Source organism: Gilliamella sp. M0320, assembly GCF_016101635.1.
GTDB lineage: Bacteria > Pseudomonadota > Gammaproteobacteria > Enterobacterales > Orbaceae > Gilliamella > Gilliamella apis.
This window is the reverse complement of record NZ_JACFQD010000007.1, coordinates 45,198-66,645: the sequence shown is the minus strand read 5'-3', so window position 1 is coordinate 66,645 and position 21,448 is coordinate 45,198. Positions and strand designations below refer to the sequence as shown.

20 protein-coding genes, 1 tRNA gene, 2 pseudogenes and 1 riboswitch are annotated in these 21,448 nt (G+C 32.8%); of the genes and pseudogenes, 10 read left to right on the top strand and 13 right to left on the bottom strand.

What is annotated here, in order from left to right; genetic code table 11:
* Positions 1-193 precede the first annotated feature (193 nt).
* Both srmB and H3T83_RS09510 read left to right on the top strand, forming a co-directional pair.
* On the top strand, positions 194-1,504 hold the full coding sequence (srmB, locus tag H3T83_RS09515) for an ATP-dependent RNA helicase SrmB (RefSeq protein WP_034902555.1): 1,311 nt from the start codon (positions 194-196) through the stop codon (positions 1,502-1,504).
* A 123-nt stretch (positions 1,505-1,627) separates the two neighbouring features.
* The gene (locus H3T83_RS09510; RefSeq protein WP_034902551.1) at positions 1,628-2,230 is read left to right on the top strand and encodes a peroxiredoxin C; all 603 of its coding nucleotides are present in this window, start codon (positions 1,628-1,630) and stop codon (positions 2,228-2,230) included.
* Between the two features lie 128 nt (positions 2,231-2,358).
* Here the strand turns inward: H3T83_RS09510 and H3T83_RS09505 are convergent, their stop codons facing one another.
* Positions 2,359-2,691, bottom strand: a complete 333-nt coding sequence (locus H3T83_RS09505) for a multidrug efflux SMR transporter (protein ID WP_198215633.1) — start codon at positions 2,689-2,691, stop codon at positions 2,359-2,361.
* 717 nt (positions 2,692-3,408) lie between these two features.
* Between H3T83_RS09505 and H3T83_RS09500 the strand changes: the two genes are divergently transcribed.
* The 3 genes from H3T83_RS09500 to H3T83_RS09490 all read left to right on the top strand — a co-directional run bounded on the left by H3T83_RS09500 (position 3,409) and on the right by H3T83_RS09490 (position 4,855).
* Positions 3,409-3,744, top strand: a complete 336-nt coding sequence (locus H3T83_RS09500; protein ID WP_198215632.1) for a hypothetical protein — start codon at positions 3,409-3,411, stop codon at positions 3,742-3,744.
* A gap of 158 nt (positions 3,745-3,902) precedes the next feature.
* Positions 3,903-4,316 carry a hypothetical protein gene (locus tag H3T83_RS09495; protein ID WP_110453284.1) on the top strand — a complete coding sequence of 138 codons (414 nt, stop codon included), beginning with the start codon at positions 3,903-3,905 and terminating at the stop codon, positions 4,314-4,316.
* Between the two features lie 221 nt (positions 4,317-4,537).
* A complete protein-coding gene (locus H3T83_RS09490; RefSeq protein WP_065613183.1) occupies positions 4,538-4,855 on the top strand; it encodes a hypothetical protein in 318 nt (105 codons plus the stop codon).
* A gap of 1,390 nt (positions 4,856-6,245) precedes the next feature.
* Here the strand turns inward: H3T83_RS09490 and H3T83_RS09485 are convergent.
* The 4 genes and pseudogenes from H3T83_RS09485 to H3T83_RS09470 form a co-directional block, all read right to left on the bottom strand.
* Positions 6,246-6,743 (bottom strand): annotated as a pseudogene (locus H3T83_RS09485) (hypothetical protein); the annotation flags it as partial.
* 264 nt (positions 6,744-7,007) lie between these two features.
* Positions 7,008-7,083 (bottom strand) — tRNA-Lys (locus H3T83_RS09480).
* Positions 7,084-7,187: 104 nt separating this feature from the next.
* On the bottom strand, positions 7,188-7,502 hold the full coding sequence (locus H3T83_RS09475; protein WP_198215630.1) for a multidrug efflux SMR transporter: 315 nt from the start codon (positions 7,500-7,502) through the stop codon (positions 7,188-7,190).
* A 23-nt stretch (positions 7,503-7,525) separates the two neighbouring features.
* A complete protein-coding gene (locus tag H3T83_RS09470) occupies positions 7,526-7,849 on the bottom strand; it encodes a multidrug efflux SMR transporter (RefSeq protein WP_034902530.1) in 324 nt (107 codons plus the stop codon).
* Positions 7,850-8,466: 617 nt separating this feature from the next.
* Between H3T83_RS09470 and H3T83_RS09465 the strand changes: the two genes are divergently transcribed.
* From H3T83_RS09465 to H3T83_RS09455, 3 genes are read left to right on the top strand one after another with little or no spacing between them, the layout of a single operon-like run.
* A complete protein-coding gene (locus H3T83_RS09465; RefSeq protein WP_144188193.1) occupies positions 8,467-9,123 on the top strand; it encodes a nucleoside recognition domain-containing protein in 657 nt (218 codons plus the stop codon).
* Positions 9,116-9,589 (top strand): YjiG family protein, encoded by a 474-nt coding sequence (locus tag H3T83_RS09460; RefSeq protein WP_086361013.1) that lies wholly within the window; start codon positions 9,116-9,118, stop codon positions 9,587-9,589. The genes H3T83_RS09465 and H3T83_RS09460 overlap by 8 nt, the downstream gene beginning before the upstream one ends.
* A gap of 14 nt (positions 9,590-9,603) precedes the next feature.
* Positions 9,604-10,704, top strand: coding sequence for a M20 peptidase aminoacylase family protein (locus H3T83_RS09455; protein ID WP_065579177.1), 1,101 nt, complete (start codon positions 9,604-9,606; stop codon positions 10,702-10,704).
* A gap of 42 nt (positions 10,705-10,746) precedes the next feature.
* Here the strand turns inward: H3T83_RS09455 and ribB are convergent, their stop codons facing one another.
* From ribB to eco, 6 genes and pseudogenes are all read right to left on the bottom strand, one after another.
* Positions 10,747-11,385, bottom strand: coding sequence for a 3,4-dihydroxy-2-butanone-4-phosphate synthase (gene ribB, locus H3T83_RS09450; protein WP_198215629.1), 639 nt, complete (start codon positions 11,383-11,385; stop codon positions 10,747-10,749).
* A 151-nt stretch (positions 11,386-11,536) separates the two neighbouring features.
* A riboswitch (FMN riboswitch) is annotated at positions 11,537-11,675 on the bottom strand.
* A gap of 106 nt (positions 11,676-11,781) precedes the next feature.
* Positions 11,782-12,540, bottom strand: a complete 759-nt coding sequence (locus H3T83_RS09445) for an ABC transporter permease subunit (protein WP_082205211.1) — start codon at positions 12,538-12,540, stop codon at positions 11,782-11,784.
* Positions 12,541-12,783: 243 nt separating this feature from the next.
* Positions 12,784-13,656 (bottom strand): annotated as a pseudogene (gene potH / locus H3T83_RS09440) (putrescine ABC transporter permease PotH); the annotation flags it as partial.
* 324 nt (positions 13,657-13,980) lie between these two features.
* Positions 13,981-15,117: a putrescine ABC transporter ATP-binding subunit PotG gene (gene potG / locus H3T83_RS09435; protein WP_034902514.1), complete on the bottom strand. Its 1,137-nt coding sequence runs from the start codon at positions 15,115-15,117 to the stop codon at positions 13,981-13,983.
* Positions 15,118-15,218: 101 nt separating this feature from the next.
* Entirely contained in the window at positions 15,219-16,328 is a 1,110-nt protein-coding gene (locus tag H3T83_RS09430) for an extracellular solute-binding protein (RefSeq protein WP_198215628.1), read from the bottom strand.
* 312 nt (positions 16,329-16,640) lie between these two features.
* Complete coding sequence (gene eco / locus H3T83_RS09425; protein WP_198215627.1) at positions 16,641-17,135, bottom strand: serine protease inhibitor ecotin; 495 nt, start codon at positions 17,133-17,135, stop codon at positions 16,641-16,643.
* 104 nt (positions 17,136-17,239) lie between these two features.
* Here eco and ydiK point away from each other — a divergent pair, with 104 nt between their 5' ends.
* Positions 17,240-18,292, top strand: a complete 1,053-nt coding sequence (gene ydiK / locus H3T83_RS09420; protein ID WP_065579181.1) for an AI-2E family transporter YdiK — start codon at positions 17,240-17,242, stop codon at positions 18,290-18,292.
* Positions 18,293-18,428: 136 nt separating this feature from the next.
* On the top strand, positions 18,429-19,784 hold the full coding sequence (gene pssA, locus H3T83_RS09415) for a CDP-diacylglycerol--serine O-phosphatidyltransferase (RefSeq protein WP_198215626.1): 1,356 nt from the start codon (positions 18,429-18,431) through the stop codon (positions 19,782-19,784).
* Between the two features lie 64 nt (positions 19,785-19,848).
* On the opposite strand, the gene H3T83_RS09410 is transcribed toward pssA, so the two are convergent.
* Positions 19,849-20,820, bottom strand: coding sequence for a sugar-binding transcriptional regulator (locus H3T83_RS09410; RefSeq protein WP_198215625.1), 972 nt, complete (start codon positions 20,818-20,820; stop codon positions 19,849-19,851).
* A 280-nt stretch (positions 20,821-21,100) separates the two neighbouring features.
* Positions 21,101-21,436, bottom strand: a complete 336-nt coding sequence (locus tag H3T83_RS09405) for a hypothetical protein (protein WP_198215624.1) — start codon at positions 21,434-21,436, stop codon at positions 21,101-21,103.
* Between the last annotated feature and the right edge of the window lie 12 nt (positions 21,437-21,448).

Genomic DNA, 21,448 nt, shown 5'->3' with positions numbered 1-21,448 from the left:
AAGTGTTTAATTCTATCATAATCCCTAACCTATGGTAAGGTTATAGGCGAGTAACGACTTTATTATCTACCGCATTTGTCGTCAAAACCAGTTTTATGCTTGTTTAAAGCTAAATCAGTTGCGTGTCGATAAAGATTGTAGTTATAGCGATTGCCGTTATAATGTGGGACAAAATGATAGATAAAAGAGCATTATGACTACACAAACTTTTTCCGATTTACAGTTAGACGATATCCTAATTGACAATCTACAAGCACAAAATATTAATACACCAACGGTAATCCAAGCACAAACTATACCAGTAGCATTAGATGGTAAGGATGTTTTAGGATCGGCGCCAACCGGAACTGGTAAAACCTTAGCTTTTTTGATTCCAGCGGTACAACATTTACTTGATTTTCCTCGTCGAAAACCAGGACCACCACGAGTTTTGATACTAACCCCTACTCGAGAACTCGCAATCCAAATAGCTGAGCAAGCAAAATTACTTACGCAGTCAACTCACCTAAGTATCGCTACGATTACTGGTGGAGTTGCTTATATGAACCATGCTGAAGTATTTAGTAAAAATCAAGATATTGTCATAGCCACTACTGGTCGATTATTACAGTATATTAAAGAAGAAAACTTCGATTGTCGTGCAGTTGAAATGTTAATATTGGACGAAGCAGACCGTATGTTAGATATGGGATTTGCTCAGGATGTAGAAACTATCTCTGCTGAAACCCGTTGGCGCAAACAGACGTTATTATTTTCAGCTACGCTTGAAGGTGACGGATTACATAGCTTTGCTAATCGTATTCTTAAAGAACCAGTCGAAATCAATGCCGACCCTTCGCGAAAAGAACGAAAAAAAATTCTGCAATTTTATTATCGCGCTGATGATTTTGCCCATAAAGTTGCATTATTAACGTATTTATTGAAACAAGATGAAGTGAAAAAAACGATTGTATTTGTTCGTAAACGGGAAAGAGTGCATGAATTAGTAACATTACTTCATCAAGCAGGTATTCAAAGTTGTTATCTAGAAGGCGAAATGGTTCAAGCCAAAAGAAATGAAGCAATCAAAAGAATTAGTAATGACATAGTTAAGGTGTTGGTTGCAACAGATGTTGCCGCTAGAGGAATAGATATTGACGATATAAGCCATGTCATCAATTTTGATGCACCTAAAACCGCCGATGTTTACTTACATCGCATTGGCCGTACTGCTCGTGCTGGAAAAAAAGGTACCGCTATAATGTTAGTTGAAGCTCACGATAATGAGTTATTACTAAAAATTGAACGTTATATACGTGAACCGATTAAATTAAGAACCATTGATGAATTACGACCAAAAACCAAAGCACCAAAACCAGTGACTAAAAAGAAACCATCACAGAAAGCTAAACAAAAAAGTGTAGCTAAAAAACAAGAAGATACGAAAAAGAAAAAAGTAAAACAGCGTCATCGAGATACTAAAAACAAGGGTAAACCAAAGAAAACGATAATTAAAACCGAATAATAATTTGTTTATCATAGTTTAAACTTATGAAATCAATCGTTGATAACAACTTGGCGTATTGATACATACTGCTATAATTCACCACAAACAAATTACAAATTCAGTTACACAAGGAGATATCTTATGACATTAGTAACTCGTAAGGCACCAGACTTTACTTCATCTGCAGTGCTTGGTTCTGGTGAAATAGTAAATAATTTTAATTTAGCCGAACATATCAAAGGTAAATACGCAGTTGTATTCTTTTGGCCTATGGATTTTACTTTTGTATGTCCATCAGAAATCATTGCTTTTGATCACCGTCTTGAAGAATTTAAAAAACGTGGTGTAGAAGTTATTGGTGTTTCAATGGATTCCGAATATGTCCATAATGCATGGCGCAATACTCCACAAGATAAAGGTGGTATTGGCGAAGTAAAATTCCCGATCGTTGCTGATATCAAACATAGCATTATGCAAGCTTATGGTGTTGAACATCCTGAAGCAGGCGTTGCACTTCGTGCTTCATTCTTTATTGATAAATCAGGCGTTGTTCGTCATGAAACTATCAATGATCTTCCAATTGGACGTAACGTAGATGAAATGCTACGCATTGTTGATGCATTCCAATTCCATGAAGAACATGGTGAAGTTTGTCCTGCTCAATGGACTAAAGGTAAGCAAGGTATGCAAGCAAATCCAAATGGTGTTGCTAGCTACTTAAAACAACACGCTAGTGAAATCTAATTTTATTCAAAGTTGATATTTTTACATACCTTTCTTCTAACTTTTACCGGAGTTTTACTCCGGTTTTTTTATTTTAATAAAAAATCCAAATTTAATAATAGTTTTTATGATTAGGGTTTAAATCAATCTCAATGCCCTGAAATATTTGAAAAAAGATTAATAATTACCACTCCAAAAATAATAAATCCCATACCAATCAACGCAGCAAGATCCAATGACTGTTTTAAAAAAATCCAAGCGATAAAACTAATAATGATAATCCCTATTCCCGACCAAATCGCATAAGCAATACCAACAGGTATCGTTTTTAAAGCTAATGATAAAATATAGAAAGAAGCACTATAACCAATTATGGTAATTATTGAAAAAGTAAGATTAGTAAACCCATTAGATAATTTGAGTGAAGATGTTGCAATCACTTCACAGATAATTGCACCGAAAAGTAGTAGATATGCGTTCATAGTTTTACTCTCAAATTGGTTAAATTTTAATAAATAGAATATAGACTTGTTATGATATATTTTGTGAACAATTGAGATAATTAAGCGAGCTAAATCGTTAATAATTTATGAAATATTACATGCGTTAAATGGTGGCTTTACAATAACTATTAATAACCAATTAATATGAATTGCAATTTGCCACTATTTACAAAAATAAATACAAAAAGTCAGTTATTTCTATATGACTAAGTCATTATACCTAAAATTTAGTGACTTAGCAGTGCCTTTTTAGATTGTTCAAACCTAAAGTTTTTACTCTAATAATAAGGTTAATAACCTTTTTTCGATTTGATTTATTGTTTTCAAGCTATCTGTTATTAAAAATGCTTTTATTTATACGATAACAAGATTGAATCCGTAAAATAGATCTACCTAATTATTTTATGATTAATCTCTCCATAATTGTACCGATTTAATAATCCACCTCGACTAACAGACATTAAAAAGATAAAAAATATAAGAATACAAAATACTTACTATTGAAATTATGTTTTTTATTTTTTCATTCTGACGTATTCCATATTAGAAAAATAAAAAGATTTCAACGATCAGTTACATAATTTATGATAGATAAAAACTATTGTAATATATTTTATTGATCTGTAAAACCGATCGTAATATAATTTGATAACTTTTTATTAACTTAAAATTTTAAATAAATTTATGGAGTAGGAAATGGAACAGAATAAACAAGATAAAGATCTTGAAACATTACAAAGAGAATTTTACAACAGAGAAGCACAAAAAGATTTACAAACAGAATTAAGAAAGCAAAAAGCAAAAACTGGAGCCATGATTGCTGCAGGAGCACTTTTTTTCAGCATCATAAGTTACATGATGTTTGGGGGTATTGGTGCTTTTCTAGCTATTATTGCTGTTTTTATGAGTATTTTCGCAATGCTTAAAGGAGGAACTTATACCAAACACGGTTCAATGATGTGTGGGCTATCATTGATTGCTGGAATTTTCTCAATAGTAATTAATATCATGGTAATGTTATTTATAAAATAACCTTAAATAATCATATTTTTAACAAACAGAAAAGAGAAACTAAAATTTGCTAAAACAGTATTATATACTGAAAAATTGCTGAAATTATTTGCAATTTTTAGTTAGTCATTATTGATGGCATCATAGCTTCGTTTATGCCTTAAAAATTAGGAAACGAAATGAATAAATTATTAATTAACATTATATTAGCTGGATTTTTATTATCAGGCTGTGGATTTAGAACTGAAAGTGGTCAAACCTCATTAGAAAATGAAACATATCAAACACTTAAAACTAAAATAAAAGAAGGAAAAACCACTCAAAATCAAATAAAACAGATGTTCGGGGAACCAAAAGCATTCTATTTTAATGGTGATAATGAAGTTTGGGAATATTCTTTTTATGTTGATAAGACAAACATGACGATGGCAGTTATCCCTATTATTAACCTAATTTATAATCAAAATAATGGTGATTCAAAAATTAAACAACTATTCATATTTTTTAATAAAAATAGCTCAAAAACAGTTCATAGATATACATTTAGTGATTCTAGCACTCAAATAAAACATAAAACAGGAATAGGACAATAAAATGCGAAAAATGATATTTTTTGATATTTATGTTTTTTCGTTCTGTCCCACTAACGTGGCTGGTTTAAGTGATATAGGAGACAAAATAGACCAATAACAATTACAATCTAAATTTTTCTGTAATTACTAGAAAGTTTAATACCGATGGTAAGTATACTACTTAAGTGTGTAAAAACGATACTACCTCGAAAATAATTAATGCTAAAGAAAGGAATTGAATAATGAATAAAATAATTACATTTATCTTTATTATTTTTTTAAATTTTACTCTAACTGGTTGTGGTGAAAAAAATACTATAACTTTTGATTTCGCTAAAATGAAAGTCGAATTAAGTGATTTTGATTCAAATATAGATTTGCCACGAAACATAGAAAACTTAAGTTATTCGGGGTTACTTTACCGAGTACTAGAAAACTGTGATAAAAATGATAATGAGCAAATTAAAAAGGAAATGATGTCAGGAAAAGATTATACAACATCAGTTTGTAGTGATGGTATTATTTATAGATTTATTAATGTAAGTAAGTATCATCAGTAATAGAAAAAAGCTATATTCAGTTTTAAAGCAAACATAATTATGAACACTGCATTATAAATAAACCGATTAAAGGTGGATTTTGATAGCTTTTTATCTTTTACCTTAAAAATTTTAATAAATTTCTATGACAATACTATATGTCAGATCACTAATAAAAAGAGGGATAACCCTCTTTTTTTATAATACCCTTTATTTTTGAAGATTAAGGCATAACCACCGATGTCATTTTAGAAAGTTTTCCCAATATGCTTTTGTTATCATATTGTTAGAATCATGTAATTATAGTCTAGACATGTAAACTGCGATAAATTTATTAAAATCTCATCAATTGACCTGCAAAATATTATCAAATCGACTGTTCAGACTGATTCCTGAATCATAGGAAATATACAATTTTGAAAAATTTTAATTTTCCAACTACATCTCAAGAATGACTCTAAATCACGTATCAATCGCAATTTATGCCAACCGAAATCATTTATCTTATAAATCGATCGCAGAAACAGTCAGTAATAAAATTTTGAAGACAATCATAGTGCTATCAGTTAAGAATTATGACTCATTAGGAGCTAATTCATATAAAGCTAGTAAAAGATTTATTAAATGCATATAAATAAGTAGGATTCGAGGCATTAATAAATGGACGAAAAAAGATTATTATTTTAACGCACTTAATATATTTTAAGATTTTATAGTCAAAAAGTAAGGATTAATGATTTATTTTAATGGTTTTAAATATTGGATTGTGAGGTAAGTGTTTTAGTAAGGTAACAAATTTATATTAATGGATTTATCAAACACTAAAATAACTACATATAACTTGCTGCATAACATTAAACAATTTTAATTAACTTCATCACCCATCATAATGTTAAAAATCCTATATCAAAAACAACTAGTTATTTAAAAGAAATGTTTATTTTATGATACCAACCACATCAATAAAAATTATTATTAATAATCTATGCATTATTTACATGTTGTTATAGTGTTATATTTTGTTAATTACATGGTTATTATTTGATGCATAAAAAATATTAAGGACATTCATTATTACGGATTTAATTACTTTTTTGGGTTCTATTTCAGCACAAAGTCTTTATGTTATTAATGCCCCCACACTAGAAAAATATAATTATTGAAATGTTTATAAATAATTATTCCACATATATAAAATCACTTTTTACACTTATTATTTATAAGTTGTTACTTTTTTATATTTTTTTGAAAGATTTGAACGATCGGTCATATAATTTGCGATAGTTTGTGTCTATTATATCATAATTTATTGATCTGCAAAATCGATTGTTATATACTAGACATAGTATCTCAGGAGGAAAAAATCTTAACAATAATAATAAAAAAAGAGAGTTTTAACTCTCTTTTTTATTTATAACATATTTTCAAATTTAGTTTTTTTAGATGAATTATCTTTTGTGAATAAAACTTTATTTGCAATGATATATTTATCTAAATTATTAGTACAAAACAACTCAATTTCTTCAATTTTAATACATGACATAACGCAATTTTTATTTGTCATAAAATTATGTTTATATTTTTGTAATTCTTTTAAAGCTATTTGTTTATTAATCAAACTATCTATATTAAATCCTTCTTTCAAATTTTGCGTGTTCTCTACTACAATTTTATTTTTATCCAAAAAATTTAATTTTTGATGATTTACCCATTCCCAAAATATATTTACAAATTTAAGTTGGTCTTCTTTTTGTTTTTGTTCTTCTTGTAGTTCCTTGATGTTTGCGGGATCTATACCAACTAGCACTAATGTTTTAAATTCATCTCTTATTTCTCTTGCAAAAGCTAGAGAAATGTAAGGATATTTCACCAAGCTTAGCTGATAAGGTTTTTTTGTATCGAGTCTTAAATATCTAAACCGTCAAATTTTTGTGTCATTTTTTTTACTAATATAGATAAACTATTACCATCACTTGCTTCATATTTTTTATATCTGTCAATTTGTTAGTTGCCGTAAGTCTTCCCGCCGTATTTGTATACGTTTATATGAATATTGTTAGCGTATACAAATGCATATGCAATTTGACGCAATTAAATGTAAGTAGTGCTTATAGTATAAAGTCTTATTCTAAAAGGGATTTTTAACAATTGAATATGAGGTTAAAAAAAAGAATGGTGGGTTGTGAGGGGATCGAACCCGCGACCAATTGATTAAGAGTCAACTGCTCTACCGACTGAGCTAACAACCCACTAAAGAAGTGTTGATTATTGTATAGAAGTTTAGATTTTAATGCAAATACTCTAAAATAGAAATGACATAACAAATTGATTTAAAAAAATAAATTAATTTTTATCACATCGTGAAATGCAAACCTATAATACCAATAATAATTACAGTAAGACCGAATATTCGAGTAAAATTTTTCGGTTCTTTGAAAATAAACATATTAGCTAATACAGCACCTGAAGTACCTAGTCCTACCCATACTGGATAAACTATACTTAAATCCAGATACTTTAATGAAAAATAAAATAATGAAAACGAAACAAAAAAACCGCCCCAATATAGTGTCAATCGGAATAAATTTTTTTGTTGTGAATAAAGCTTAAGGCCTATAGCACCAATAACTTCAAATATTGCAGCAGTTAAAATAAATAACCATCCCATATCATAATCCAAATTTCAGTTAATTAGCTATCTGCTCGTTTAAGTTGCACAACGCCAATAATAATTAATGCAACAAAAAATATTTCAATTGGTTTGATTTCTTTACCAAACAAGACCATATCTATAACTAGTGAACCAATCGCACCAACACCAGAAAATATTGCATATACGGTCCCCGTAGGAATAGTCTTACATGCACTTGTTAAAAAGGTAAAATCAACAATGATCACCAGAATGATAATAACCCAATGCCACCACTGACTTGCTGTAGTGAAACCAAATACCCAACACAATTCAAAAAAGCAGGTGAGAACAACAAATGCCCACTCTTTATTCCTGCTGTTCATAACGACCTCGTTAATTTATTATCTTCAATTTTCTATTGCTTAGTAATGTCTTTCCATTAATGTGCTTAATGAAAACAAATGATGGTTCGCAAACAGGAATGTTTGCCACCTAAAGATTATGATGCTTATGCAGAAAAACAATTCTACCTTATATAAATTATAGGATAACTATTGAAATAATTTTTACAATATTTCGTTATCTGTTTTTAGCCTATATTGATAATTTTATAACGATGGATAACAAATGGCAAGCCTATAATTATTGATAATTCAATGCTTTTAAATAACTTTCTTATTAATCATAAAGCATCTTGAAATCTTTATCTCACCGTTCTTGTTATTATTAATTAAAACCAAAAATAACAATAACTACATTTACAAATCTTAATTTTGATAGTTTGTTACTAATTAAATTATCAATTCTCATTGGATATACTAATATAAATTAATTTATAAAATATTTTGAGGAAAGGGGTTTTTTTTCAATTAAATCAATATAGAATACTTCGCTTAGTGCTTTAATTCTTTTCGAAAGCAAAATAATTCAAGTACTTTAAATACAACTTATTTAATACTTTTATCAAAGAATAAGTCAGATAAATTAAAAGGAATAGACAATGTCAAAAAAATCGGACGATGAATTTAAAGTCGGCATAAAGGCTTATGTGTCACTTATTGTGGCCATACTGTTCTTTTCCGGACTATTTTATAACGTAGATGGAAAAGCTTGGTTGGGGGCATTTGATTTTACCAGTTTAAGTGGTAAGTTTGGCACAATGCTCCATCCAGAGAAAAATACCTTCGTTGGTGAAGGTGGTAATAGCGCCAGAGCCGGCTTTATTTTCGCTCTATCATTAATTCCAACTGTAATGCTTGCATTAGGCGTGTTAGAAATCTTTACCCATTATGGTACCATCCGTGCGGCTCACAAATTGTTAACACCATTACTTAAACCTATATTAGGTGTTCCGGGTAAAACAGGTTTGGCATTAATTACTGATTTACAAAGTACTGATGCTGGTGCAGTGTTAACCAAAGAATTATACGATGAAAAACAGATCACTAAAAAAGATCTGGTCATTATTAGTGCATGGCAATATTCTGGTGCAGGGTTAATAAATAACTATTTTTCTATTGGCTCAGCGCTTTTTGCGTCAATGTCTGTTGCAATATTTACGCCTCTGGTCATTATGATTGTATTGAAATTTGTCGGTGCAATTTTAGTCCGCCTTGTATTAAATTCAGTTTACAAAAAGGATTTCATCAATGAGTAATTCAAGCAATCAAAAACAGACTAACAATCCATTAGACATTTTTGTCATTGGTGCTCGTAAGGGCTTTAATATTGCCATTAACAATTTAATGCCAAATATTATTATGGCATTTGTTATTACCGAAATTTTAAAAAGACTCGGTCTAATGCAATTAATTGGTGAAGTATTTGCCCCAGTCATGGGACTATTTGGATTACCAGGTGAAGCAATTACTGTTTTATTGACAGCTTGGTTATCAGCTTCCGCTGGAACTGGTGTTGCTGTAAATTTAATTAGTGGTGGTATTCTCACTGGTACTGATATCACTATTATAGCACCAGCTATCTTCTTAATGGGCTCACAATTACAATATATGGGCCGTCTACTTGGTGTCGCTGATGTGCCTAAAAAATATTGGCCACTATTAATGGTTAATAGTATTGTTAATGCGTTAATAGCGATGATCATTATGCGATTTATTGTGTGATAAAGGAGATATCTATGTCGAACGTACTCGAACACTATCACTATTTACATCAAATTCCTGAGCTAGGATTTGAAGAAGTTAAAACATCAAACTATATAGCAAGTAAACTAGAAGAAGCTGGCTACAAAGTAACCCGTAATATAAATAATACTACAGGTATTGTTGCAGAATATGATAGTGGTAAATCAGGTCCTGTACTGGCATTACGTGCGGATATGGATGCCTTAGGACACATAATTGATGGCCAACATTGTGCCAGACACACTTGTGGTCACGATGGCCATTCATCAATGTTATTGACTGCAGCACAAGAGCTTATTAAAGAAGGAAATATCAAAAAAGGTAAACTAAAATTGATTTTTCAACCAGCTGAAGAGTTAGGTTCTGGTGCATTGGCTATGATTGAAGGCGGTGCAATTGATGATGTTGATATGATCATCGGTTTACATGTTCGCCCTAAAGAAGAATGCCCTAAAGGCTTTGCATCAGCCGCTATGTTCTATTCGGCTTCAACCACAGTTGAAGTCAATATTCATGGTATACCAGCTCATGGGGCAAGACCTCATTTAGGCGTTAACGCTTTAGATGCGGCAACTATGGCGATTCAAGCCGTGAATACCATTCATTTAGCTCCTAGTTTAACATATAGCGTCAAAGCAACACGTTGTATATGTGATGCCGGTGTAACAAATGCTATTCCTTCTGAGGCTTATGTTTGTTGGGATTTACGCGCACCAACCAACCCTGCTATGGATGAATTAAAAGCCAAAACGCTTAAAGCGATTGAATTAAGTGTGGCATCTATCGGTGCTAAAGCTGATATCAAAGTATCGAAAGAAATCCCTGCTGCGGAAATAGATGATGAAGTAACTAAAATCATCGCTGAATCTATTACCGATGTACTCGGAAAAGAGGGATTGAAAGATCCTATTTTCACACCTGGTGGCGAAGATTTCTTCAATTATCCACGCGAAAGAGATGTAAAATCTGGTTTTTGGGGCTTAGGTGTCGATTTAACACCAGGTTTACATCATCCTGATATGACTTTTGATACATCAGCATTAGAAAATGGTGTAAAAATTACTAAAACTTGTGCTTTGAAGGTTTTAGGTTAAACAAAAAAATCCGCCGATTACTTCGGCGGATTATTAAAAACATTATAATAATTTACGATAAGCCACTATATCTTCAATGGTGACTACCGGTAGCTGATGCTGTTTTGCAAACGCAACAACTTGTGGCGCTCTTGCCATTGATCCATCATCATTAGTTATTTCACAAATTACTGCTGCAGGTTTAAATCCAGCTAATGTTACTAAATCAACCGATGCCTCAGTGTGCCCTCGACGATTTAATACACCACCCTCTTTGGCAACTAGTGGGAAAACATGACCAGGATGATTTAAATCTGTTGGTTTAGCATCATCTGCTACTGCGGCTTTGATAGTCGTTACTCGATCTGCTGCAGATACACCTGTTGTAACACCTTTTGCCGCTTCAATAGAAATAGTAAAAGCAGTATGGTTTTTACTCGTGTTATTGGCAACCATCATTGGTAGTTCCAATTTATCACAATAAGATTGTGGCATACATAAACAAACTATACCGCTGCCATGACGAATAGTTAATGCCATTTGCTGAGTGGTAATAGTTTGCGCTGCCCAGATGATGTCTCCTTCGTTTTCACGATCTTCATCATCCAAAACTAACACACCAGATCCAGCTTTGATTGAAGCAATTGCTTTGTTTACGCGCTCGATTGATGTGCCAAATTCATTTAAATTAAACTGATTCATGGTAAATACCTATCCTGTTTTATTAAACTAAATATATTTATTCTTAATTAACTAACTTAAATTTATTAAAAATTAAATATATTAAATACCAGAATCAGGGCAAGTGCTTGACCATAGTGATTTAGCTATAACGCTAATTATAGAAAAGATAAGCTACTCTCTTTCATCCAGACTTTAACTGTCGGCTTTGGAATCTCACCAAATCTGCTGTCCTTAATAAAATAGGATTTTACTAAGCGCTCGTGGGCTATACCACCGGTGGGGAATTGCGCCCCGCCCTGAGAATTTTGTCAGTAACCTGACTGCGCACACTATAATATAAAACGGCTAAAAAAACACGTATATTTTATAAGGATAAAAAAATTGCCGCAAAAGCGGCAATAATTAATAATCAGATTAACGCATGCGAATTTCTCTTAAATGTCGTTTTTCGGCGCGACGCATCCAAAGCCATGACATAAAACCGATAATACCAACAATTAGTAAAATAATTGTTGCTAAGGCATTAACTTGTGGATCGACACCTAAACGAACCTTAGAAAATACTAGTTTCGGTAATGTCATTGCACCCGGTCCGGTAACAAAATTAGCAATAACCACATCATCAAGTGATAGAGTAAATGCCAATAACCAACCAGAAACCAGCGCTGGTGCAATCATTGGTAAAGTAATTATGAAAAATACCTTCAATGGATTCGCACCAAGATCTAAAGCCGCTTCTTCGATTGACTTGTCTAACTCTCGCAATCTGGCACTGATAACAACTGTCACATATGCAGTACAGAATGTTGCATGCGCCATCCAAATAGTCAATGCACCGCGTTCTTTTGGCCAACCGAGCGCTTGTCCCATTCCGACAAATAGCAGTAATAAGGCTAAACCAGTAATGACATCAGGCATAACTAACGGTGCCGTAGTCATAAACGAGAACAGGTTAGAGCCACGGAATCGTCTAAACCGAATGAGAGTAAAAGCAGCTAAAGTACCCAGTACAATCGCTAATGAGGCTGCACCTGCCGCGATAGTCAAACTCAATCCTACTGCTTTGAGTAAAGTGTCATTATGTATTAACTCAACATACCATTTGGTTGAAAATTCTGCCCATACCGTTACCAGCCTTGAACTATTGAACGAATAAACAATTAAAATGACCATAGGGATATATAAAAAGGAAAAAACTACTAATAGAATTAATCCTTTTAAACATCTTACTAACAACGCAATTGTTACAATAGTTGTTAAGATAAGGCTAAATAGCAAGCATCCGACATACAAGCTAGCACTACCTAATAGCGCAAATCCTGATGCAGAGATCAAAACCGATAACACTATTGAACCGAATAATGCAGCAATAAAAACAATCAATGCTGAGCGCATGACTAATGGTAAATTATTCATTTATTTACCTCCCATTTCTCGGTTCTGGAACTTATTAAAGTAGTAGATAGGTACAATTAATATCAATAACATTACTGTTGCCACTGCTGATGCAGCTGGCCAATCGTGATTATTAAAGAATTCAGCCCATAATTGGGTACCAATCATTAGACCATCAGAAGGACCTAATAATTCAGGAATAACATATTCACCTACTGCAGGAATAAATACCAACATGCCTCCGGCGATAACGCCATTTTTGGTTAGCGGTACAATAATTTTGAAGAAGGTTTTAATTGGTTTACAACCAAGATCTAACGCCGCTTCAATCAGCGTTGTGTCTACTTTACTTAATGAGGTATAAATTGGTAATACCACAAATGGTAAATAAGAATAGACAATACCGATATAAACAGCTAAGTAAGTTTTCATTATGATTAATGGCTGATCTATAACCCCTAACCACATTAAGAAATTATTTAATAGACCATTAGGATTTAAAATCCCAATCCAAGCATAAACCCGAATTAGAAACGAAGTCCATGATGGCAATATGATTAATAGTAATAAAATATTTCTGGTTGATGGTTTACATTGTGAAATAGCCCAAGCTAAAGGGTAACCGATCAAAATACATAGCAATGTGGAAATTGCAGCAACTTTTAATGATTGTAAATAAGAGTCTAGATAAATAGTATCTTCGAGTAAATTAAAATAATTACCAAAGTTTAAAACAATATTAACTAGACCATCTTCATAACTTAGCAGTTCAGTATAAGGTGGTACGGCTATCGCCACTTCGGAAAAACTGATTCGAAATACAATCAAAAACGGTAATAAAAATAGCAACAACATCCAACAATATGGAATAGCGATAACTAATAGACGGCCATAGAGTGTCATCAAATCAGAATCATCACGTTGTAGTCGCAACTTACGATAAGCATAATAGATCGCCACTAAACCTAATCCAGCAGGTATATATAAAATACTGCCGGCTATAATCAACCGATAAGCAAATTTAGATGGTTTATAATGTGCCAAATATGCGCCAACACATGATACTAATAAACTTAATACCATTGACGTAAATAACGCATCTAAAAACAGATTGTCAAATGCATTGATGGTTACAAAACGTACATAAACACCAAGTAACACTAAGGCATTTAACAACAAACCCCATAAAATGGATCGCATCAATTTGTCCTCTTGTGTTTATTCGGTCAGCACAACACAGCTATCAATTTCCCAACTTAAGTTGACAATATCACCCCAAGTTGGCATTCCTTTACGATAACGATGTTCGTTTTGTAGTTGAGCAATAATAATTTGTCCACTTTGTAATTTAACGTGATAAATCGACAGATCGCCTAAATAGGCAATTTCAACTACTTCACCCGTGGCAACGTTGTAACCATCGGCTGGAATTTCATCACAAAGTTTAATTTTTTCCGGTCGTAATGCGACTTGAATTGGCACACCTTCAACCGCCGGTGAATCGTAATCGACTTTTAATGGGTGTTTAATCATCGGACAACTGATAATTAATCCATCTTCTAAGGTCTCTTGTAAAATACCGTCAAAAACATTTACAGAACCAATAAACTCGGCACTATAACGGCTATTTGGATGTTCATAGATTTCTTCAGGCTCACCTATTTGCACAAATTGGCCTTTGTTCATAATCGCAATACGCCCAGCCATAGTCATGGCTTCTTCTTGATCATGGGTAACCATTACGCAGGTTGCACCAACTTGTTCTAAGATGCTAACCACTTCAAGTTGCATTCGGTCACGAAGTTGCTTGTCCAATGCGCCCATTGGTTCATCTAACAGTAGTAATTTTGGTCTTTTAGCTAAACTTCGAGCTAAAGCAACGCGTTGTCTTTGACCACCTGAAAGTTGATGAGGTTTACGTTTGCCAAACTGTTCCATATGCACAAGCGCCAACATCTCTTCAACACGATGTTTAATTTCATTTTTATCTAATTTATCTTGTTTTAATCCAAAGGCAATATTTTGCTCAACCGTCATGTGAGGAAAAAGAGCATACGATTGAAACATCATATTAATCGGACGATTATAAGGTGGTACTTGTGATAAATCTTTACCATCTAAAATAATTTGTCCAGAAGTCGGTTGTTCAAAACCGGCAAGCATCCGCAATAATGTTGATTTACCACTACCAGAAGCTCCTAATAAGGCAAAAATCTCTCCGGTATAAATGGTTAAATTGACATCATCAACGGCATAATAATCATCATTAAAAACTTTGGTTAAATTTTTGATCTCCAATAATGGAGTTATCATCTTTTTTTTAGGCTGTACCTGATTTGTTGTTTTATCGTTCACACTTTTTTCCTCATAACAACAAGCCAAAAAAAACGAGACGGAAAGATTTTAAATCTCCCCGTCTAGAATGTATAAGTCAATTAATTGACATTTTCAAACGGCTATTTACCCGTTTTTAATTTTGTCCATGTGCGAGTGATCACACGTTCAAGTTTCGGTTCTTTTACCGTTAAAGTGAATAATTTTTCCATCACTTCTGGTTTTGGATAAACCGCTGGATCATTTTTCACTTCTGGCTTAACAAACTGATCATTTGCAACTTTATTAGCGCTAGCGAAATTAACATCATTAGTAACTTGAGCTGCGATTTCAGGTTTCATAACAAAGTTCAAAAACTCATGAGCCTCATCAGGATTTGCAGAATCTTTTGGAATAGCAAAAGTATCAAAGAATACTAATGCACCTTCTTTCGGAATTTGATATCCAACATGCACGCCATTTTTGGCTTCGTTAGCTCTATCACGGGATTGTAAAATATCACCTGACCAACCTAAAATCACACAAATATCACCATTAGCTAAATCAGTAATATATTGAGATGAATGGAAATAACGGATATTTGGTCTTACTTTTTCCAACAATTCGTAAGCTGCACCAGTATAATCTTTTGCATCAGTACTATTTGGATCTTTACCTAAATATTGAAGAGCACTTGCTAAGATTTCAGTTGGAGCATCTAAGAATGCCACACCACAATCTTTAAGTTTTTCCATATTTTCAGGTTTGAAAACTAAATCCCAACTGTCAACAGGAGCATCCTTTCCAAGACGTTCTTTAACTTTATCAATGTTATAACCAATACCAGTAGTCATCCATACATATGGGATTGCATACTTATTATCTGGATCATGGTTAGCCATTAATTTCATTAAATTAGGATCAAGATTTTTCCAATTAGGCAATTTACTTTTATCTAACGGTAGATAAATATCAGCTTTAATCTGTCTAGCTAAAAAACTATCTGAAGGTGAAACCACATCAAAACCAGAATGACCGGCCATTAATTTACCTTCAAGCGCTTCATTGGAATCATACACATCATAAACCAGTTTAATACCAGTTGATTTTTCAAAATCAGTGATTGTGCTATTACCAATTTGACCTGCCCAATTATAAAAATGCACGACACGGTCTTTTGCTATAGCAGATTGAGATAGTGCTAGTGATACACCAGCGATGATTGAAAGAATTGTTTTACGTTGAGTAAACATGCTCACCACTTCTCCTCTAGTTAGGGATATTACATGTTAGACACAAGCCCATTGTTAAATACAACGGACCCCCAAATTTTACCATTATTACTCATTAAATAATATGGTGAAACCGAGGTAATCAGGCAATCACAAATCATTAATATAATTAATGAACATGTAGAGCTAACCTTGCATTACGAGGGATAAAATACCTTTTTTTTTTCAGATGTCCACTTAAAAAGTCAAATATTCTAAGATTGTGGGCTGAGTGACTAGATTTTAATCAATCAACCCTTTATTAGCGAGCTATTAACAATTAATTTACTTTTTTTATTCGGCGCTAGCTTGCAAAATTTTTGCTTCTGGTTGCCATACACGATATTTAACCGTCAAATCGTTTGGAACGTAGAATACTAATGGTAATCGGCTGTTATAATTTAATAAACCTAACTTATGGTTGATAGAAACAAATTTATTTTCGTTAGCGCCTTCAGGACAAGTCATCATTGTAGAAATGCTACCTTTAGCTTCTTCAACAACATAGTAAGAATATCCCCAACCTTTAAGCTCTTGTTCTTTAACAACTCCACCTAAACTTTGAGTATTGCAATCAACATTCATCTCTTTACCAATTAATATTTCTACTTTAGCGTTAACTTCATCTTTTAAGTTTGGTAAATGAATAACATAACGAGTAGAACCGGCTTTTGCATCAGGATATGGAGCAATTTCATTTAGTTTTTGAACCTCTTGCGGGGCTTTTTGCGTATTTGCGCAAGCAGATAATGCCACACTCATCAATGCTAATAATACTAATTTTTTCATTATTATTTCTCCAATAAAATTGTCTAACTTAATACGTCAACGTATGCTTTTTAGAACATAATGCGTATAATAACATTATCTAGATTAATGAATATGAGATAAAAATGCCAGCAGAAAAAAAAACTGATGATTTATTAAAATTAATTCTTAATTTACTTTTGATAGGCTTACTAATTGTTTTAACTTATCGAGTAGTCGAAGTATTTTTATTTGGCTTTTTTTGGGCGGTAATGGTGGTTATTGCAACTTGGCCATTAATGATCAAAATCCAAAAAAAACTCTTTAATAAACGTTGGTTATCTTTATTAGTCATGGCGATAATTTTAGCCTTTGTCTGTGTTATTCCTTTTATCTTAATAATTAGTAGTGTTGCTCAAAATGGTCATTATCTGGTCGAATGGGTTAGAACGTTATCGCATAGAGAATTACCTACCCTCGATTGGTTGGTCAATATTCCGATGTTTGGTGAAGAAGTTCACCAAAAATGGCTTGAGCTTATCAAAACAGATGGTTCACAATTAATATCCGATATTCAACCTTATATTGGCATCATGATTGGTTGGCTTTTAGAGCAAGTAACCAATATTGGCGTTTTTATTTTTCATGCCGGTGTCATGATCATTTTTAGTTTATTACTGTTTCTTAAGGGAGAAAGTATCACTAAATATGTTTATGTTTTGGCGAATCGTTTATCTAAACAATATGGCACTACAACAGTTACCTTAGCGGGCCAATCAATACGAGCGGTGGCATTAGGTGTAGTTGTCACTGCTATTACATTAGCATTAATTGGCGGAATGAGTTTTATCTTTACCAAAATGCCATTTCCAGGCATTTTAACCCTAATTCTATTTATCTGTTGCGTTGCTCAAATTGGACCTGTTATTGTCATGTTAGGTTGTATCATTTGGCAATTTTGGGATGGGCATATTATATCAGGCATAGTTTTAATTGTTGTGGCTATCATTTTGACCACCCTTGATAGTGTAATGCGAGCATATTTGATAAAGAAAGGCGCCGATCTCCCCTTCTTACTTATCTTATTTGGCGTAATTGGCGGAATTCTAGCCTTCGGAATTATGGGTTTATTCATCGGCCCAGTAGTCTTAGCCTTAAGCTATAAAATTATTCAACAATGGGTTAATGAACAAGCTTAAAGCATATTTAGGTATATAATAGAGTTAGTTAACCGATCAATTTAATTATAGGTTACCCCTAAATAATAGGAGTATTATTTTCTGACATAAATTGTGGTATTCTACACTTTGTGTCAGTTTTAATGATATTTAGAACATGCGAATACCCTTTATAAAATATAATCATCAAAAACATTTAAACGAATTAGCCAAGCTTCAACAGAAAGCTGAACAATATCAGATTATTTATGATCCTAAAACCTATAGAGTTGCATTGCTTGAACAGATAAAAAAAGCTCAACAGCGTATCTATATTGTTGCCCTTTATTTAGAACAAGATGAAGCTGGTCGCGAGATTCTTGATGCGCTTTATCAAGCTAAAACCCACCAACCAAACTTAGACATCAAAATTTTTGTTGATTGGCATCGTGCTCAACGGGGTCGAATTGGTGAAGATAAAACCAAAACGAATGCGCGTTACTATTATGATTTGAAACAACAACATCCATCTGTTGATATTCCGGTTTATGGTGTGCCAGTTAATCGTCGAGAAGTTTTAGGTGTATTACACTTAAAAGGATTCATAATTGATGACACTGTAATCTATAGTGGTGCTAGCATTAATAATGTTTATTTATATAAACTCGATAAATACCGTTATGATCGATATCACTTTATCACTAATAAAGTTTTAGCGGATACAATGGTGAATTATGTTAATGATAATTTTCTGCCACTTGATGGCGTTCAACGGTTAGATGTTAGTGAACATAAAACCCGTAAACAAATCAAGTCAGAAATTAAACAACTACGCCAACATCTTATGGATGTTAATTATCAATATACGGGAAATAGTGATAATGACACTTTATCCGTAGCACCAATTGTAGGTCTTGGCCGAAATAATCAACTGAATAAAATTATTCACCATCTAATAAACACGACTGAACAAAAAATCACATTTTGCACACCTTATTTTAACTTACCTAATATATTAGTGCGTGACATCATTCGTCTATTAAGAAAAGGTAAACAAGTTGAAATCATTATTGGTGACAAAGTAGCTAATGACTTTTATATTCCTGAAGACCAACCTTTTAATATCTCGGGTGGATTACCTTATTTGTATGAAATAAACTTAAGACGTTTTGTTGAACGGCTACAAAATTATATTGATAAGGAACAGTTAATCATTCGATTATGGAAAGATGCTGATCAAACTTATCACTTAAAAGGGATTTGGGTAGATGATGAGTGGATGATGATTACAGGTAATAATCTTAATCCAAGAGCTTGGCGTTTAGATCTGGAAAATGCCATACTTGTTCATGATCCTAAACATGAATTACAACAACAGATTAAACAAGAACTCACAACTATTCGTGAAAAAACAGCACATGTCACCCATTTCCAACAAATTCAAGCTAGCCAATTCTATCCAAAACAGGTACATAAATTAATTAAACGTTTAAGCCGCATCAGAGTGGATAGAATTATTAAACGATTATTATAGTTAAATTTGATTTAGATTAATCAAGGCTATTTGTAATGTGTTTACAAATAGCTTATTGGCTAAATTAGATTTTGTTTTGTTGTAAACTTAATATAGTTCTAGCGTTTGAAGCACTTGTCGCAATGATATCAATTACGCCCGAACGTAGTGCACCTAAAATTGCGGTTGCTTTAGTATTTTCCGAAGCAATAGCAATAACACATGGAATATTGCGTAATTCTTCAATACTTAAACCAATCACTCGATCATTCATATTTGTATCGACGGGGTTACCATTGATATCAAAAAATCCATATCCAGCAATATCACCAATCACACCTTGATTTAATGTTGCATAGGTCACTTCTTGTGGAGTAAACCAACCCAATTGCACCATATAACAGTTTTCATTCATATCGCCAATACCAACTAAAGCAATATCAGCTTTAGCCGCTCTTTCTAATGTATCTTTAATAACTCGATTTTGGATAAATGCACGTTTAAGTTCACGATTTTCTACATAAGCTGGCGCGTATAAAGTCTCACTAGTTGCACTAAATTTTCTGGCTAAACTTCGACTAATATGGTCAGCATCAATAATTTCCCCGACACGCTGAGTACCACCGATACCACAAATAAATTTACACTGTTTTTCAGGAAACACACCAACATGGCTGGCAATAGCAGCGACATTACGCCCTTGTCCCACCGCAACAGTCATACCATTTTTTAAAGTACTAGACAGATAATTCGATACCAGAGCAGCAACTTGTCTGCGTTGCTCCTCTTCGTCTTGATGATCTAAAGCAATTAAAGCTCGTTTGATACCAAAATGGTTAACAAATTGCTGTTCAATGCGAGAACTAAATATCGGATGATATTTAACACTTATTTCAACGATTCCTTCTGCTCTAGCTTTTTTTAGCAAACGACCAACTTTAATGCGTGAAAGACCAAATCGCTGAGCGATTTCTTCTTGAGTTTGTTCATACTCATAGTATGCAACTGCAATTTCTGTAAGTAATTCCGACTCTTGTTTATCTTCAAATAAAACCATCAAGTTTGCCTTTCAACACTGTAGTAACTTCTTGCGCTATGATAGATAATATATTACAAAATCGTCTAGCATGCCATGGATTAAGACCAATAATTAATTCAATAAGATAAAAAATGATATTTTATTAAGTTTGATAAGAATGGAACAAATATACATGATTGGTTGTTTATGATAATTATGAAGAAATTTCAATTTATATTAAGCTAAAAACCCCTTTCCTCAAATTTTTAATCATGAAAAAAATTAGCTGAACTGAATAAATACCGACTAAGAGCGGATATTACTTTTCTGGTGTTTTTTTCTTTCGTGATTTTTGTTTAGTTAATTGTTTTTTTAAGCGCATTCTTGCTCTTGACTCAGCAAATAATCGATCTCTTTCAGCTTTCTTTTGCAGCTTCTGTTGCTGTTCTTTTTTTTCCCATTGCTTAACCTTCCATGTTGACCATATTTTAAACACTTGCCATAAAACAAAAAGCGAAACTACTGCAAGTATAGCTGCATACGGGTCGAAACCATCTTCATAGTTAATTCGAGTTAATACTATAACAGCATATACTGGCAAACTGGTTAGCAGAGATACAAGAACTAGTAGAATCGTATAGACATATTTCGGCATATGCTTATTTAA

What these genes read in the sequence shown, in the direction of transcription:
- srmB (WP_034902555.1), top strand. Translation starts at nt 194, where the DNA reads ATGACTACACAAACTTTTTCCGATTTACAGTTAGACGATATCCTAATT.
- H3T83_RS09510 (WP_034902551.1), top strand. Translation starts at nt 1,628, where the DNA reads ATGACATTAGTAACTCGTAAGGCACCAGACTTTACTTCATCTGCAGTG.
- H3T83_RS09505 (WP_198215633.1), bottom strand. Translation starts at nt 2,691, where the DNA reads ATGAACGCATATCTACTACTTTTCGGTGCAATTATCTGTGAAGTGATT.
- H3T83_RS09500 (WP_198215632.1), top strand. Translation starts at nt 3,409, where the DNA reads ATGGAACAGAATAAACAAGATAAAGATCTTGAAACATTACAAAGAGAA.
- H3T83_RS09495 (WP_110453284.1), top strand. Translation starts at nt 3,903, where the DNA reads ATGAATAAATTATTAATTAACATTATATTAGCTGGATTTTTATTATCA.
- H3T83_RS09490 (WP_065613183.1), top strand. Translation starts at nt 4,538, where the DNA reads ATGAATAAAATAATTACATTTATCTTTATTATTTTTTTAAATTTTACT.
- H3T83_RS09475 (WP_198215630.1), bottom strand. Translation starts at nt 7,502, where the DNA reads ATGGGATGGTTATTTATTTTAACTGCTGCAATATTTGAAGTTATTGGT.
- H3T83_RS09470 (WP_034902530.1), bottom strand. Translation starts at nt 7,849, where the DNA reads ATGAACAGCAGGAATAAAGAGTGGGCATTTGTTGTTCTCACCTGCTTT.
- H3T83_RS09465 (WP_144188193.1), top strand. Translation starts at nt 8,467, where the DNA reads ATGTCAAAAAAATCGGACGATGAATTTAAAGTCGGCATAAAGGCTTAT.
- H3T83_RS09460 (WP_086361013.1), top strand. Translation starts at nt 9,116, where the DNA reads ATGAGTAATTCAAGCAATCAAAAACAGACTAACAATCCATTAGACATT.
- H3T83_RS09455 (WP_065579177.1), top strand. Translation starts at nt 9,604, where the DNA reads ATGTCGAACGTACTCGAACACTATCACTATTTACATCAAATTCCTGAG.
- ribB (WP_198215629.1), bottom strand. Translation starts at nt 11,385, where the DNA reads ATGAATCAGTTTAATTTAAATGAATTTGGCACATCAATCGAGCGCGTA.
- H3T83_RS09445 (WP_082205211.1), bottom strand. Translation starts at nt 12,540, where the DNA reads ATGGTCATTTTAATTGTTTATTCGTTCAATAGTTCAAGGCTGGTAACG.
- H3T83_RS09430 (WP_198215628.1), bottom strand. Translation starts at nt 16,328, where the DNA reads ATGTTTACTCAACGTAAAACAATTCTTTCAATCATCGCTGGTGTATCA.
- eco (WP_198215627.1), bottom strand. Translation starts at nt 17,135, where the DNA reads ATGAAAAAATTAGTATTATTAGCATTGATGAGTGTGGCATTATCTGCT.
- ydiK (WP_065579181.1), top strand. Translation starts at nt 17,240, where the DNA reads ATGCCAGCAGAAAAAAAAACTGATGATTTATTAAAATTAATTCTTAAT.
- pssA (WP_198215626.1), top strand. Translation starts at nt 18,429, where the DNA reads ATGCGAATACCCTTTATAAAATATAATCATCAAAAACATTTAAACGAA.
- H3T83_RS09410 (WP_198215625.1), bottom strand. Translation starts at nt 20,820, where the DNA reads ATGGTTTTATTTGAAGATAAACAAGAGTCGGAATTACTTACAGAAATT.
- H3T83_RS09405 (WP_198215624.1), bottom strand. Translation starts at nt 21,436, where the DNA reads ATGCCGAAATATGTCTATACGATTCTACTAGTTCTTGTATCTCTGCTA.